This window comes from Flavobacterium flavipigmentatum (genome assembly GCF_020911905.1).
Taxonomy (GTDB): Bacteria; Bacteroidota; Bacteroidia; order Flavobacteriales; family Flavobacteriaceae; genus Flavobacterium; species Flavobacterium flavipigmentatum.
Genome location: NZ_CP087133.1, coordinates 3,283,780 through 3,298,342, shown reverse-complemented (window position 1 = coordinate 3,298,342; position 14,563 = coordinate 3,283,780). Strand labels below are relative to the sequence as shown.

Annotated in this window: 15 protein-coding genes; 6 read left to right on the top strand and 9 right to left on the bottom strand. The window is 32.5% G+C overall.

Translation table 11 applies throughout. The features are described from left to right. Positions 1 to 163 precede the first annotated feature (163 nt). The 3 genes from LNP22_RS14215 to LNP22_RS14205 are packed head-to-tail and all read right to left on the bottom strand — an operon-like array spanning position 164 to position 1,592. Positions 164 to 682: a hypothetical protein gene (locus LNP22_RS14215; protein ID WP_229974044.1), complete on the bottom strand. Its 519-nt coding sequence runs from the start codon at positions 680 to 682 to the stop codon at positions 164 to 166. Beyond that, positions 669 to 1,127: a hypothetical protein gene (locus tag LNP22_RS14210; RefSeq protein ID WP_229974043.1), complete on the bottom strand. Its 459-nt coding sequence runs from the start codon at positions 1,125 to 1,127 to the stop codon at positions 669 to 671. The genes LNP22_RS14215 and LNP22_RS14210 overlap by 14 nt, the downstream gene beginning before the upstream one ends. A gap of 6 nt (positions 1,128 to 1,133) precedes the next feature. Further along, positions 1,134 to 1,592, bottom strand: a complete 459-nt coding sequence (locus tag LNP22_RS14205) for a hypothetical protein (protein ID WP_229974042.1) — start codon at positions 1,590 to 1,592, stop codon at positions 1,134 to 1,136. Positions 1,593 to 1,895: 303 nt separating this feature from the next. Between LNP22_RS14205 and LNP22_RS14200 the strand changes: the two genes are divergently transcribed. The 3 genes from LNP22_RS14200 to LNP22_RS14190 all read left to right on the top strand — a co-directional run bounded on the left by LNP22_RS14200 (position 1,896) and on the right by LNP22_RS14190 (position 5,056). Further along, on the top strand, positions 1,896 to 3,863 hold the full coding sequence (locus LNP22_RS14200; protein WP_229974041.1) for a sensor histidine kinase: 1,968 nt from the start codon (positions 1,896 to 1,898) through the stop codon (positions 3,861 to 3,863). After that, positions 3,863 to 4,606, top strand: a complete 744-nt coding sequence (locus LNP22_RS14195) for a LytR/AlgR family response regulator transcription factor (protein ID WP_229974040.1) — start codon at positions 3,863 to 3,865, stop codon at positions 4,604 to 4,606. Before LNP22_RS14200 ends, LNP22_RS14195 begins: the two co-directional genes overlap by 1 nt. A gap of 120 nt (positions 4,607 to 4,726) precedes the next feature. Further along, positions 4,727 to 5,056 (top strand): DUF4870 domain-containing protein, encoded by a 330-nt coding sequence (locus LNP22_RS14190; protein WP_229974039.1) that lies wholly within the window; start codon positions 4,727 to 4,729, stop codon positions 5,054 to 5,056. 155 nt (positions 5,057 to 5,211) lie between these two features. On the opposite strand, the gene LNP22_RS14185 is transcribed toward LNP22_RS14190, so the two are convergent. After that, complete coding sequence (locus LNP22_RS14185) at positions 5,212 to 5,808, bottom strand: hypothetical protein (RefSeq protein WP_229974038.1); 597 nt, start codon at positions 5,806 to 5,808, stop codon at positions 5,212 to 5,214. Between the two features lie 482 nt (positions 5,809 to 6,290). On the opposite strand from LNP22_RS14185, the gene LNP22_RS14180 reads away from it, so the two are divergent. Together LNP22_RS14180 and LNP22_RS14175 are read left to right on the top strand one after the other, a co-directional pair. Beyond that, the gene (locus LNP22_RS14180; RefSeq protein WP_229974037.1) at positions 6,291 to 6,878 is read left to right on the top strand and encodes a Crp/Fnr family transcriptional regulator; all 588 of its coding nucleotides are present in this window, start codon (positions 6,291 to 6,293) and stop codon (positions 6,876 to 6,878) included. A gap of 306 nt (positions 6,879 to 7,184) precedes the next feature. Next, positions 7,185 to 7,553, top strand: a complete 369-nt coding sequence (locus LNP22_RS14175) for a helix-turn-helix transcriptional regulator (protein WP_229974036.1) — start codon at positions 7,185 to 7,187, stop codon at positions 7,551 to 7,553. A gap of 62 nt (positions 7,554 to 7,615) precedes the next feature. Here the strand turns inward: LNP22_RS14175 and LNP22_RS14170 are convergent, their stop codons facing one another. Beyond that, a complete protein-coding gene (locus LNP22_RS14170) occupies positions 7,616 to 9,157 on the bottom strand; it encodes a hypothetical protein (protein WP_229974035.1) in 1,542 nt (513 codons plus the stop codon). Between the two features lie 438 nt (positions 9,158 to 9,595). Then, entirely contained in the window at positions 9,596 to 10,333 is a 738-nt protein-coding gene (locus tag LNP22_RS14165) for a hypothetical protein (protein WP_229974034.1), read from the bottom strand. Positions 10,334 to 10,734: 401 nt separating this feature from the next. Between LNP22_RS14165 and LNP22_RS14160 the strand changes: the two genes are divergently transcribed. Next, complete coding sequence (locus LNP22_RS14160; RefSeq protein WP_229974033.1) at positions 10,735 to 11,154, top strand: DUF2452 domain-containing protein; 420 nt, start codon at positions 10,735 to 10,737, stop codon at positions 11,152 to 11,154. Here LNP22_RS14160 and LNP22_RS14155 read toward each other — a convergent pair. Genes LNP22_RS14155 through LNP22_RS14145 form a run of 3 tightly spaced genes read right to left on the bottom strand, consistent with a single transcriptional unit; the run spans position 11,151 to position 14,114 of the window. Continuing rightward, positions 11,151 to 12,443 (bottom strand): DASH family cryptochrome, encoded by a 1,293-nt coding sequence (locus LNP22_RS14155; RefSeq protein WP_229974032.1) that lies wholly within the window; start codon positions 12,441 to 12,443, stop codon positions 11,151 to 11,153. The genes LNP22_RS14160 and LNP22_RS14155 overlap by 4 nt on opposite strands. Beyond that, on the bottom strand, positions 12,440 to 13,987 hold the full coding sequence (locus LNP22_RS14150; protein WP_229974031.1) for a cryptochrome/photolyase family protein: 1,548 nt from the start codon (positions 13,985 to 13,987) through the stop codon (positions 12,440 to 12,442). The genes LNP22_RS14155 and LNP22_RS14150 overlap by 4 nt, the downstream gene beginning before the upstream one ends. Continuing rightward, positions 13,977 to 14,114 (bottom strand): DUF2256 domain-containing protein, encoded by a 138-nt coding sequence (locus tag LNP22_RS14145; RefSeq protein ID WP_229976390.1) that lies wholly within the window; start codon positions 14,112 to 14,114, stop codon positions 13,977 to 13,979. Before LNP22_RS14145 ends, LNP22_RS14150 begins: the two co-directional genes overlap by 11 nt. Positions 14,115 to 14,563 lie beyond the last annotated feature (449 nt).

Genomic DNA, 14,563 nt, shown 5'->3' with positions numbered 1-14,563 from the left:
TCTAATATAAATTCAATAAAAAAACTATTTTATATAATTGTAATCTCCTTTAAATCTTGAGTAAAATGATTCTTAAATAGTTCTGAAAGAATCCGCAAATTAAAAAATCTCCAAAGTCATTAGATTTCGGAGATTTTTTTTGGATTAGAAATTTCGTATCAATCTAATTTTTTGAAGCATGAACTGAATCAATCAATTTGTTGATTTTCATTAAAACTTGTTTTTCGTATTCTTCTTCTTTTTGTTCGCTTTTTTTTCCTGAACCGAAATTTTCGCTGATCGCGTAACTTTTTATAAAATGACTTTTTTTAGCCCCCAAACTATAATGCCAGCTTCCCATTTCGGAGCTGACAAAAATAACTGCTTCTTCGAGTTTCATAATTTTTTTGTTTGCAGAAAAGGGGCTCATTCGATAAATCGAATTATTTTTGAGATCAAAAGTATAAAGTATTTTCGCTTTGATCATCATATCGTATAAGCTATTGAGTACACCACAAACCAATAAAATATAAAGGGCATAAAAGAAAGCTTCGTCTAAAATTTCCCTTAAAGAAGGCAATACGATAGCTCCTGCAAAAAGACCAGCCAAAAACCAATGCGATAATTTTTGCAGCGGTTTTGCTGGCTGAAATGAAAAAGAATCTGATGTTTCTTTTATATTGTATCTTTCACGAATGTTCATTGCTGTTCAGTATTTCGTCTAATTCATTTGCTAAATTCTGCATTGCTCTGGCAGTAAATCCTTGAGCAATCAAAATAGATTTTTCTTTTCCATCCTTTAAATAATTTACGTTTAGTGATGTGTTGATCGTAACAAAAAAATGCTTCATTCTTATCAATTCAAAATTTTGAAAATCTTGTAACGGAATAGGAACAGGTTTCCCAATTAATCCCACTTTTACTATTATTTCATTTGCTTTTAAATCGATAATCACCTGTTTTGACCAAATAGAAATAATACAAAAAATGGATAAAACACCAAAAATCCAAAACATAGCCATATTATTGATCCAGATTCCTCCCACAGCAAATGCGGCAAGTCCAATGCTAATTAATATAGCAAAACCTAATTCTCTTTTCATGACATAATTATTGCCATTCCTTGTAAAATATTTAAGTTGTGACATTTTATACTATTCTAAAGTTACACCGTCTATTATTAAGGAGCGGCAATTCAATGAAAAATACGAGCTCGAATAATCGCCATTTAACTGGTCACTTAAAGCATCTAATGTAGCTCCTTTAAATTCAAATTTTCTTGATGGTGCTTTTCCGTAAATATCAATCATAGTCAATTCACCGTCGATTCCCGTCTTGTTTTTAGCGAAAGCGCGCAATAAGTTGATATCCTGTTTTTCAAAATCGATGGACAAATAATAATTTTTTAAATCATTGCTATTCTCTGTATCTTTTACAGAATTTGCTGATCTGCTAAAAGATACTGTTGAAGAGCGTACAGGCACAATTATCGTTTTATTTCCATCTTTGATACTAATTTCTATTTTAGTACGCTTTTCATCAAATTGACTGTAACTGATTTGAGTTAGAAAAAAGAAAACAATTGCTAGTAATATAAGGCTTTTCTTGTTCATGGTAGATTTGTTTTTTTAATAATTTAATAGGACAAGATTACTTCATACAAAAATTAATACCTACTGCGAATTGGTAAATGGATACTTTAGATTTTTATTTGGTTACGTCTGAAATATATTGGAAATCTAATAAATTCATCTTATTCTGAAGGCCTTATGATTAAGTGTGTTATCGTTTGAAAACAACGCATAAATGTTTGGTAAGTCAAATGACAATTTGTATTTTGCCGTCAATTACTATTATTTATGCCCACAATATTTACTATTAGATTCAAAAAAGCAAGAAAAAAACACCTGATTTTTTTGATATTATTATCGTTTGTATTTGTCGCACCACTTCAGGCACAAAGTATTTCTTCTGTCGAAAAAATAGTCAGTCTGGGGTATGCAAAACGCTTTTCGGATACGACAGGTTCTCTTAAAATTCAGCATCAAGCTCTCAATTTAGCCATAAAAAACAAAAGCAAAGTCGATGAAGTAATCTGTTATGCTTATCTCGCACTCACACAAAGGCGTTTACTTCATCTAAAAGAGTTTTTGCATTATGCAGATACAGCTTATTATCTTTCTAAAAATGTACAGAATGTGCGGGCAAAAGCTCATGCGGCAGCTGCAATGGGATCGTTAAAGTCGTATATAGAAGATAAACCTCAGGCGTTGAATTATTTACTAAAGGCTTATCAATTGTTTTCTAAAATAAACGCACACGATCAATGTGCCAAAATAGCTTCGGACATATCGTATCTTTTTTCGCCTGCTTCTCCTCCAAAAGTAGAGAAATATGCCCGAGAAGCGATGATTCATGCGGCAAAATCTGGAGATCCCGAAAGTAACTTGTATGCAAGACTGGCCTTTGGAAGTTTCTTAACCGATAAACTGGAAACGGGTGGAGTAGGCGACTGGGAAGTTGCTGTAAAATTTTTTAAAGAAACCGTTGCTTTAGCAGAAAAAAACGCCGATAAAATCATTAGTAAAAGTAACATAGGTATTGCTTACATCAATCTTGCCGATCTTTACACCAAAGACCCCAAGTCGATTGACGAAAAAGCCTTTTTGATGAATCTTGAAAAAGCGACTACAATTGCCAAAAGATACAATATAAAAATTATTTACCGCAGTGCGATTGGACTTCAAGGATATTATTTTACTCAAAAAGGCGATTATACAAAAGCGGAACTTCTTTTTATAGAGGGAATCAATTACCAAAAAAAACTTCCGTATACTGATAATTATCTATTGGCAACTTTTTACAGCTGTTTGAAAGATGTTTCTGTAAAAAGAAAAGATTTTAAGGCCTATTATGCTTACGATACTCTTTATGCAAAATACAATCAGCTGAAATATAATGAAGCAACTCAGTCTAAATTGCAAAATGCCGAAGCCAGATATGAATCTTCTAAAAAGGCAGAACGTATCAAACAGCTTGAACTCGAAAATGAATTACAACAAAAAAATAAACTATTAGGATATGCCATTGCCGGAGTTTTGCTAATTGGATTAATATTTATGTTTCGTTCCTATTATTATCGTCAGCGATATTATCAAAATAGAGAAGATTTTCTAAAGCAGGAACAAGCCAATAGCGAATTGAAAGTACAATTGATGGAAAAAGAAACGATAGAAAATCTTTCGGCCAGACTATCCTTAGAAAGACGATTATTGCGTTCGCAGATGGATCCTCATTTTATTTTTAATGCTTTAGGAAATATTCAAAGTATGATACTGCAAAAAGATACTATTCCGGCAGTTTCTTATCTAAATAAATTTGCCAAACTTACCAGACAGGTTTTAGAACAATCCCGCAAGGAAACTATTTCTCTGGAAGAAGAAATAAATACTTTGAAAAATTATATCGAACTGCAGCAGCTTCGCTTAAACAATGGTTTTGATTATGTAATTGAATGTGATGGCACTATTGAAACTGATGTTTTAATTCCGCCTTTATTGATTCAGCCTTTTATAGAAAATGCAGTAGAACATGGTTTGAAACCCCAGGAGAATAATGTACGAGGATTAATAGAAATTTATTTTAAAGAAGACGAAATAAAACGAAATTTGATCTGTACCATCAAAGACAACGGAATTGGATTAGCCGCTTCAAGAAAATTAAAAATCAACGATACACATCAATCTTTATCTACCACCATTACAGATGAAAGATTGACAAAAATGCAAAAAGAGAATCCAAACGCCGGTTTTACTGTAAAAGAGAGAGAGCCTGAAACAGACGGGCAGGGCTGTATAGTAATTTTAAACATTCCGATATTGTAATGATATACAAAACATTAATTATAGAAGACGAGCATCGATTAAGAGAAGCTTTATCTATTATGCTTGAAATGGTGGCCGGAGAAAATATTCAGATCATAGGATATGCCGAAAGCGTTGAAGAAGCCACAAAAATGATCGACAGACTCAAACCTGATTTGGTTTTTATGGATATTATGCTCAAAGACGGAACTGGTTTTGAGGTACTGCAGCAAATTTCTTTTAATGCTTTTCATCTCATATTTACAACCGCTTACGAGCAGCATGCCATAAACGCATTCAAATACAGTGCTGTCGATTATTTGCTTAAACCCATAGATTCACAAGAACTAAAAACAGCAATTGACCGTATTGCCATTTTAGAGGAAAGAGTGTTAGAAAAACAACAAATCACCGAATTGCAAACCAATGTTTCTAAAACGCCTGACAGACTCGTTCTACCAACGCAGGAAGCGATGTATGTTGTGAAATTAGAACAGATTTTAAGGTGTGAAACTTCGGGCTCCTACACCACTTTTTTTCTAACGGACGGCCGAAAAATAATGGTTTCAAAACCTTTAAAAAATTATGAAGATATTTTACTAGCACCAGTTTTCTTTCGTGTACATCAATCACATCTTATTAATGTAAATGCTATTCTGAGTTATTCCCGAGAAGGTATGGTTCACATGATTGATAAATCTGTAGTGCCCATATCAAGAGCAAAAAAAGAGCAATTTTTTAAATTAATGAAAGACGAAATCTAATTATTCACTGCATATAAATTTAACTGATCCAAATACCAACCAAAAGCTACACATGACAAAGTGGTTGTTTTGTTTTTCTCTAATTGTATCTACTTTTGAACCACACTAAAAATTGAAACAATGAATAATAAATCCTTATCAATCCTGAGCTACATCACCATCATTGGTTGGATTATAGCTTTTGTAAAAAGCAAAGATGTAACACCAAAAAGTGATCTTGTAACCTATCACCTTAAACAAGGCTTCGGAATTTTTCTATTTTCCTTTGCAGTAAATATTATACTTTCTGTTGTGGTCTTTACGGTAACTTCGCTTTATTTTCTTAATTACATTGGTTATGCTCTTTTTATTTTGTGGATTTTCGGAATAATTAATGCTGCCAACGAACAAAAGAAACCTATTCCTGTTATTGGAAAAATGTTTGAAGATAAATTTGGCTTCATCAACTAAACTCAATTAAATTTTACAAACCTAAGTGGCATTTTTCATTTTCTATAATGAAAAAATGTCACTTTTTTTGGCTATCCTATTTTATACTTTTTTGATGATGACTTTGGCTGCGATCATTTCAATGGAGAAAATATCAGTTTTTTAACAACTTCCATTTATTCTTTTATTAACACAATAGTAGCTTTATAACCCGTACCAACATTCCATTGACTTGCCTCAATAGCCACTCCTTTATCGTCATAAACCTGAAATTCTGCAGTATTGGGCGATGCAGAACCCTCGTTTAACGCTTCAAAATCAATTTTGTTAATTCCAGGTACCAAATTAATTTTGAATCCCTGAAATTCACCATTCAAACCCACTTGAGGCTCTATTATTTTATCATTCAGATATACTTTTATTTTGTCTCCATCAACAAAAGCAGCATCTCTGTAACGAATAGTAGAAACAAAAGCTTTCGTTTTAAAATTTCCTAAAAACTGATTTCTTCTGTAAAAAATACCATCTGTATTGGCTTCTTTTTTGTAAAGCATGGTATTCTTAAAAAGTTCCTCAGGGTTGATTTCTAATGAATCTGGCTTTTTAGTAAATTCTAACGGAGCGATTCGAGGAATAATTTCCTTTGGAGGAGCAATTTCCTTCATTTTTGAATCTGCTGGCGGAATAGCTCTGTATTTATTGCTCATTTCCTTTTGTGCATATCCTTGTAGGGCAATAGCCATCATCATAATTGTAAAAAATATCCTTTTCATAATCATTAGCTTTTAATAAATTAAATATAAATGAACCTCATGATCCATTACAGTAAAACTTATTTAAAAACATTTATTTCGGCTATTTATTGCCTGCACCGTAAATAATTGTCAAAGAATAATACATTTAAATGCTGGGGACAGCGCATTGAAATTTCAAGGAAACATGAGGTTTCTGATAGGGATTTGTATTAAAATAGGCCAAGCAATATTTTTAAATTAAAAGATAATTGTACTTAGTTTTTCAACTTATTGATCCAATTCATGTTACTCTTTAATAATAAAAAAGTAATCGTTTACATTTTTTGTTTTTTTAAGTTTTTAATAAGAAGGTGAAACTATCAAAAGCGTTAATTTTACACATTAAATAAAGAGACAGCTTTTACCAATTTATGATTTAGCATTTATTTGATAGTATATTGAAGTATCAAAGGCTAAATGCTTTTTTAAGTTGGTTTAAAATTCTAAGAATAAATAGTAAAATGGATCATGATCTTGAAAAAATACGTGAATTGATTTCAAGTTTTATTGAAATTAGTGATTCAGAATGGGCTCAATATTCTCCAAAGTTTACTGTTGAAAAATTCAGTAAAAAAGAGGTTATTCTTTGTCAGAATACAATTTGCAAAAACATATACTTCATTATAAATGGCTTAATAAGAAGTTATTATGTTGATGATAACGATGAAGAAAGGATTTTTCATTTTGCTGTAGAAAATACTTTTGCGACCAATTATGAAAGTTTTATAAAAGGTATTCCTTCCAGTTTTTCAATGCAGGCAAGTGAAAATACAACGGTTCTTGTTATCACGATCGAAATGGTGCAAGAGTTGTACAAAAATCTAAAGAATGGAGAAAAATTAGGCAGGTTGATTGCTGAAAATTACTTCTTTATGCTTAATGATAGAATTAAGGCATTATACACTCAGACTCCTTTGCAGCGATACAATAGCATGAATGCTACGTTTCCCAGAATACTAGAGCGTGTGCCGCAACATTACATCGCTTCTTATCTCAATATAACCTCTGTTCATTTAAGCCGATTGAAGTACGGAAATAAGGAAGATTGATTCAAACTGTTAACAAATGTTATTGTTTATCATAAAAACCTATTTTTACTTTGCATTTCTATTGTTCAGAAAGGCAAATAGGGTTTTAATTTACGTCTGGTATTATTTTTATTACAAAAATAGTATATTCTGTTTTTATTTATTTTTATTATTTGTTGTGATGAAATATTTTCATTAATGTTTTGGTTGTATAGAGAGTAGGGTAGTGCGAACGAAGAGGTAGATTTCTAAAAGTTTAATAATCAAAAAAAATATCAAACATCATTTCACTTTTAGTTGTAAAGTGATTTTGTTTAAATTGAATTTATGAATACTTCAATAGGAAATAATATTAAAAGTATAAGAGAATTAAAAAATTATACACAGGAATATATGGCAGATTGCCTTGGTATTACGCAAGCCGGTTACAGCAAAATTGAAAGTGGAAAAAACAATATTAGCTATAAAAAAATAGAAAAAATAGCTGTTGTTTTAGAGGTAAATTTAGAAGATATCGTTTATTTTGAAGGTCAGCGTTATTTTAAGAATGTCAAAGAAAACGACGTTGGAGATTTTATGGCTACTTGCAGTAAAGTAGAAAAACTCTATGAAGACAAGGTTTTTCTTTTAGAAAAGTTGCTTTGCAAAACTGATTTAGAATTAAAGAGATACAAGGAAAAATTTGGAGTGATATAAAAGTGTTCCTTAATAAAACAAACGGCCCAATCATAAAGTGACTGAGCCGTTTTTGTTTAGTTTTAGTTTTCACAAAAAGCACCAATTTGCTGCAAATGCTTTTCTGTTTGGTATTTATTAAAGTTATTCCATTTTGGTGGAGCACTTGTTTTTTGACCGTACATAGCATCCAGACAAATGTTGCTGTCTTTGTATCTGTCATGCAAAACAGCCAGAATTTTAAAGAAAAATTCATCTAGCAATACGATAGCTTCAAATTCAGCTTTTAATGCGTTGTAATCGCTATTAGACGGATTTAATAATTGTAATAAATCTAAAACTTCAGCCTTTTCTTCTTCATTAATTTCGGTTGCATAACCCATTTTTAAGGTTTTAAAAACCAGGTTATTCCATGCTTTGCTGTCATGTGCCCATTGAACATCAGCCAGGTTTAAAGAATGCTCACAAATTAAAATAATAGAAAAAAGAACATCGTTTAAATACTCAGCCGGAAACTCGTCAAAACTTCTGAATTCGAAACCACTTTGATACATTTTTTCCTGATTAAAATCAAGTCCAACTTCCGAAAGTAGTTCATATTCCATCTCGACTTCGATCTGGTCTCGCCACCAAATGTTTTCTTCTTTTTCAAATTTCAGAAGTTTTCTAAACTCGTCTACATTATAAGTTAAAATTTTACCTTTTGGCATCGCTTTATTAAAAGTTCCTACACCTATGTATCGCGACATCGCATTGCGCATAGAACCCAAAGTAAATTTTTTGTCTAAACTGTATTTATCGCTAATCACACCCATAATATCAGGGCTTCCAAGAGTGGCTATAAAAAAAGGCTCAAACCATTGTAATAAATAAATAGCATTGGCGTGCGTTTTCTCAAAATTATCATAATCAATAATTCTGCTGTCTTCTGTTAGCGTAGGCAAAGTGATATGAAAATGATAGGTTCCGTTATTAAACAAAACCAGATTCTCCTGATTGGTCATAAACATATTCAGACCATTGTTGTAGTCTGGAAAATTTAATTTTCCGTCAAGTACCGCCGATTCATTGATTTTATCAAGGAATAATTTTTTGGTTGCTTTTAGTTCTTTACACGAATCAACAACTGTTCTGTTTTCAAAATATTTGGTTACAAATTCAATAGAATCGCCATCAAAATGTACAGAACCCATTGTTTTATTTCTTTGGGTAATCATACTCTGAATGTTGTACGGCTGATCTTCAAGAAAAAGCTCCATGATCGATTGTCCCAGATATTCAGGATTTTCGGTGGGTTGTGCGATCACTTCTCCAGCTTCTGTATCAAGCAATGGTTTTATGGGTGATAACGTTTTGTGCTGATAGTTGATGTCTAGTTTTTCAAGCGAATGACTGTTCATCATTCGGCTCACTTTGTAGTTTTTATCCAAACCAAAAGCTTTTTTCAACAAAGGGGCTAAACTTTCTGGTTTGTAGCATTTTCTGTAGTCAATACTATATTTTTCAAAACCAATTTTTTCTTGTATAAACTCACCAGAAACTATTAGGGATTCTTCAAATTGCATGTAGGTTTCGTTTTCTAATCCTATTCCCCAATAATATTTTTGTGTCTGATTGTCTTTCATTTATACTAATTTTCTTTTTTTATGATGAATTATTCTTTTAAAGGCATTATTTTTATTCGAAAATACAATTATAATCGGTTAATAATCAGAGCCAAAAAGTCATTTAATGGAGAAAGCATCCAGGTTGCATCCACTAAAAAGGCTTGTTTTACTTTTAAAATTGTATGAAATTCTATTTTATTCTTAGAAATTTTGCACGTGTATCAACCGAAAGACGAATATAAAAGTCAAATTTTATAAAAGAGTTATAAAATCAATAAAGTTATTAATTACTTTTAAATCAGTATTTTGAGCAGATGAATAACCTAATTGCAACTTTTGCTATTCTTCTTTTTTCTAAGTTGCAAAAGTAGTTCTTTTTTATGTTATTTACAAGTAGCTAATATATTGAAAATCAATTACGGTCTTAAATTTAGAAATTGGGTTACCTATTTTTATTTATTCATGATAATAAAAAACATAAGAAGAGTATAATTCGTCATTCCACCAATCTTTTCTAACTTCTGAAAAATAGTTGTAATTGAGCTTTCCTGCCTGTGATTGCAACGGATAAACGACTACACCATTTTCTCGATAGGCTTTATGAAAATCCGTTTCTGGCACAACAGGCACAATGTGTCCAGAGAGACCTTTTATTTTTCTTTTGGCGCAAATAATTCCAACACCGCCATTGGTGTTAACATGATTCTGAATTTCATCAGTGGTAAACATTCTTTTCCAGCCAAAACTGGCTCCCCACTGCAAAAACCAGTCGTGTATGGCGCTAGAATAGATACGGTCAACCGTTTCTTCAAAAACAGCTTCTATTTCCTGGCCTTCTAGTATTTTTTCAAGAGATTCCGCTGTCCACCAAACCGTTGGTAGGTATACTTTAGAAAAATAACAATAATCGTAAGAATACACGTTGCAATAGGTATCTTCTATTGTTTTTTGATATCTGATACTATTTTCAACGTCTAATTTTTCAATAAGTCGCGCAAAACTTTCTTTTTTAGTGGTAGCATTGGTTACATCTCTAAACGGAATACTCAAATCCTGCATGGGTCTTTCTTTCTTGTCCATTGAATTCAGGCAAGATTCAGGATCAGGCAATAAATCGGCTTTCTTTATGAAACGGTTTACTATAGGATTATCCACCAAAGGTAATATTGTTTCTGATACGGCATATTTTTCCATCTTCACTTCTTAAAATTAATTGCTTTACGATGCTTAAATTGATTATTTGTACAGCGTAATTTTGTCCACCAGAACGTAAATATAAGGTTTTTAAACTTTGCAAATACCGCTGGAAAATGACAAATTAAAGAAAAAAATACAACTAATAAGGCAACTTTTTCGCTTTTAACTATTCAATTCAACCAAAATCATAGTAAAATAAAAGGTAAATTTCTTACCAAAAATAATTTAGCATCGGTTGGTATTTGCTTGTATTTCTTTTTAAGATTTTATTTCTTTTTTTAAGACTAAAATTGCTATTAAAACGACAAATTTACCTGTAATTTTATCCATAATATTTGTTAAAGATTGTAATCAATAGTATCTTTATGATCTAAAAAAAATAAAGAGATAACCCAATTATGGCAAATAAAAAACCAGACAATATTGTTTATTCTGAGAAGGAAGGATATAACTCAAGTAAGTTGCCATACGCAACAAATATTGGTGCACCCGTAATAAAAGTTGATGACGTTGTGGCTTGGAAGAGCAGAGGAATTCATAATGTCAATAAAGAATTCGAGAACAAGTTTAATGAACTTAAATCTGAATATCAGAAATTAATAGATGAGTTTAAATGGAACGAACTTGTGTACAATGCCAGGTTTTCGTTTGAACCTGTAATGGGCGAAATTTATCATCTTTATCTTGACACGGATGGTAAAGAATTCTTGTCTCTAATATCACCTGAGGAGTGGAATAAGGAATTTATTGGCTCATTTAAGCTCAACAGTGATAAAAAATGGATTTTGTTAGAAAAAAAAGGCTTGGATTTTTATTAATCCTTAAGCCATAAATTTCTAAATGATTTATTTTTGTCATAATCTGAGGCTTGTTTATCAATATTAAAATAACGATTGCCTCTCGGGTCATTGCCTACGCCCGCCACATAAGACCAGTTTCCCCAATTGCTGCAAACATCATAGTCAATAAGCTGCTGCTCAAAGTAGGCTGCTCCATAACGCCAGTCAAGTTTTAAGTCGTTACACAGGTAGCTGGCAACATTTTGGCGACCGCGATTGCTCATAAATCCGGTCAGTTTGAGTTCTATCATGTTGGCATCAATAAAATCTACGCCGGTTTTACCGTTAATCCAGTTTTGAAGCTGCTCAATATTAACTTTTTTCACTCCTGAGTCAGTGCTTTTAATGCCGTTTTTCTGAAAAAATTTGTTTTGGTGTTTCTTCATCATAAACCTAAAATAATCTCTCCAAAGCAATTCAAACACCAGCCAGTATGTCGATTCATTGGCAGTATGAAGAGATTCGTATTTTTGAAGTTCCTGATAAATATGCCTTGGAGAAACACATCCCAAAGCAAGCCACGCCGAAAATTTGGATGAATAATCAGCACCGACCATTCCGTTTCGGGTTTCTTTATAGTTCGAAATTGATTTTGTTTTAAAAAAATAATAATCCAATCTTTTCAGGGCCTGCGATTCACCTCCTTTAAATGCAATCGCCGCTCTTTTGTCTATTTTTACTTTTTTTAGACCTAATTCTTTCAGGTCCGGCAATTCTAGTTTAGGAATCTCTGGTGACTTGATCGTCGATGGCTTTTCTAAAGACACTCGAATAACCGAATCTTTCTCAATTTTTTTTCTAAAATTTGTAAAGACATCCGGAATATCTTTTATAGAGAAAGGCAGATCCTCGGCATGATATAAAGTACTGGTGCTCAGCGTTAACAACTCACATTTAAGTTTCCAAAGTTCAGACTGTACTAATGTTTCTAGCTGTTTTTCTTCAAAAGCAACTTCACGTTTGGCATACACCTTCGCCGCTCTGTACTGTTTCACGATCTTCGGAATTTCAATTTCTGGCTTTCCTTTCAAAATAATTAAACCGGAGCCTAGTGCTCTTAAATTTGCATCCAAATCGATCAGAGATTCCATCAAAAACTGCGCTCTGAAATCACCTGTTTTTTTAAATCCGTATGGGGTAGTTTCAAAATGAGCATCGTCAAAACAATATACTGGAACGACACTGTCACTCTGCGAAATTGCTTTTAGTAATGCTTCGTTGTCAGTAACTCTTAAATCTGTTTTAAACCAAACTATAGCTGTTTTCATAAACTGTTGATATTTTTTAAATAATAATCCGCCTGCTCTAAAAGCACTGTTTTATCCTCTGGCTTCATTTTGTTCCATACATTGTACATCATCCCAATTCTCGGATTTTGAGATAATTTATCTTTGTGTTTGTCATAAAAATTCCAATACAAACTATTAAAAGGACATGCTTTTTCGCCTGTTTTTTTCGCTTTATTATAAAAGCAGCTTCCACAATAATGGCTCATTTTATCCATATAGGCAGCAGAACTTACATACGGTTTTGTGCCTACAATACCGCCGTCTGCAAATTGACTCATTCCGCGGGTATTGGTAATTTCTACCCAATCAAGCGCATCGATATAAATACCCAAATACCATTGATCGACCTCGTCTGGATCAATTCCAGCCAAGAGTGCAAAATTTCCTGTAATCATCAAACGCTGGATATGATGTGCATAAGCATACTCTAGAGACTGCGTTATAGCATCTTTTAAGCAATTCATTTTGGTTTTTCCTGTCCAGAACCAATCTGGTAATTTTTCTTGATGGTTAAAGAAATTTAATTTGGCATATTCGGGCATCTTTAACCAATAAATACCACGCATATATTCTCGCCAGCCAATAATTTGACGCACAAAACCCTCCAACTGATTGTATGCTATGAGTTCGGGATTATGCTGCCAAGCTCGGATGGCCTCATTTACAACCTCAAGCGGACTAATCATTTTTGTGTTTAGTGAAAAGGACAATCGAGAGTGATACAACGACCATTGACCTGGCGACATTGCGTCCTGATAAGAACCAAACAAAGGCAAACACTCGGCTATAAAAAATTGCAGCAGTTCTAGTGATTGATCTCTGTTTATGGGCCAAATAAAGTTTTTTGCATCTATTTTTCCAATGGTTTGTATCGTCGTTTTCGAAATTTCCTCTGCTATTAACGCAACATCGGAGCTAAAAAGCAAAGGTGTTGTGGCACGATGGTCTTTTGGCAACTTTTTTCTGTTGTCACTGTCGTAATTCCACTGGCCGGTAATAGGATTATTTCCTTCCATCATGATGTCATGTTTTTTTCGCATAGTGCGATAAAAACTTTCCATTATAAAAGTCTTTTTTCCTTCAAAAAAAGCACCTAACTCATTTCTAGTGCTAAAAAAATGCTCTGTATCAAAGACTTCGTTCGAAATAGAAAGACTGGACGAAAAGTTTTTCAGCACACAGTCCAAACGATATTCATCTGGTAACTGATACTCAAAATGAGCGATATTCTCTTGCTTGATGATCGTATTTAGATTCGATTCAAAAGATTGTAAATTATTTGAATCGTTTATTTTTATATACAGTACTTTATGATTTTTCAATTGCAGCCAATCAGCAAACTGGCGCATTGCAGCAAAAAATCCAACCACTTTCTGAATATGATGGGTAGCATAATCCGTTTCGGTTCGAACCTCCATCATCACATACGTAATCGTATTGTCTATAGTATCAAACCACGAATGATTGTAATTGAGTTGATCCCCAAGAATCAGCCGAAGTGTTGGTGTATTTCTATTTTTCATTTTTATTTTTTCTGCACTTATCGCTACAATATTTTACGTCCTCCCAAACTTTCTCCCACTTTTTTCTCCAGGTAAACGGCAACTTACACACGATGCAGATTTTAGTCGGTAGGTTTTCTTTTTTTATTTTTCTCATCAGTTTTGTAAAGCACGGAACCTTTTTTTCAAAATTACTATGCTATCGAGGTTATTACTTTCAGATTATTTACAGCTTAAAAAAAGCAATATACTTTTGTTTAACTATTTGAATTTAATGCTAAACAAAATTACGTGTTTTTTTAATCAAAAAGAATAAAATAATGGATTAATTAGTATTTCAAACAGAAACTTTTTGCATGAAGCAATAAATTAATTTGTTTGCTTTTTATTTTAATTAATTAAACAAATAGAAAAGATAAAATGATTGACCAATTTTAAAGGAAGCGGAGGAAAGTTCTAATTTAAAACAATAAATTTTACATACAATTGAGCCGTAAATAAAGACACAAGACCACAGAAAAGTATTGATTTTAAAGAATAGGAGCAGAAATTTTGTTTTTATAATCACCACCCGTCCCGCTGTACGCTATATCTTTT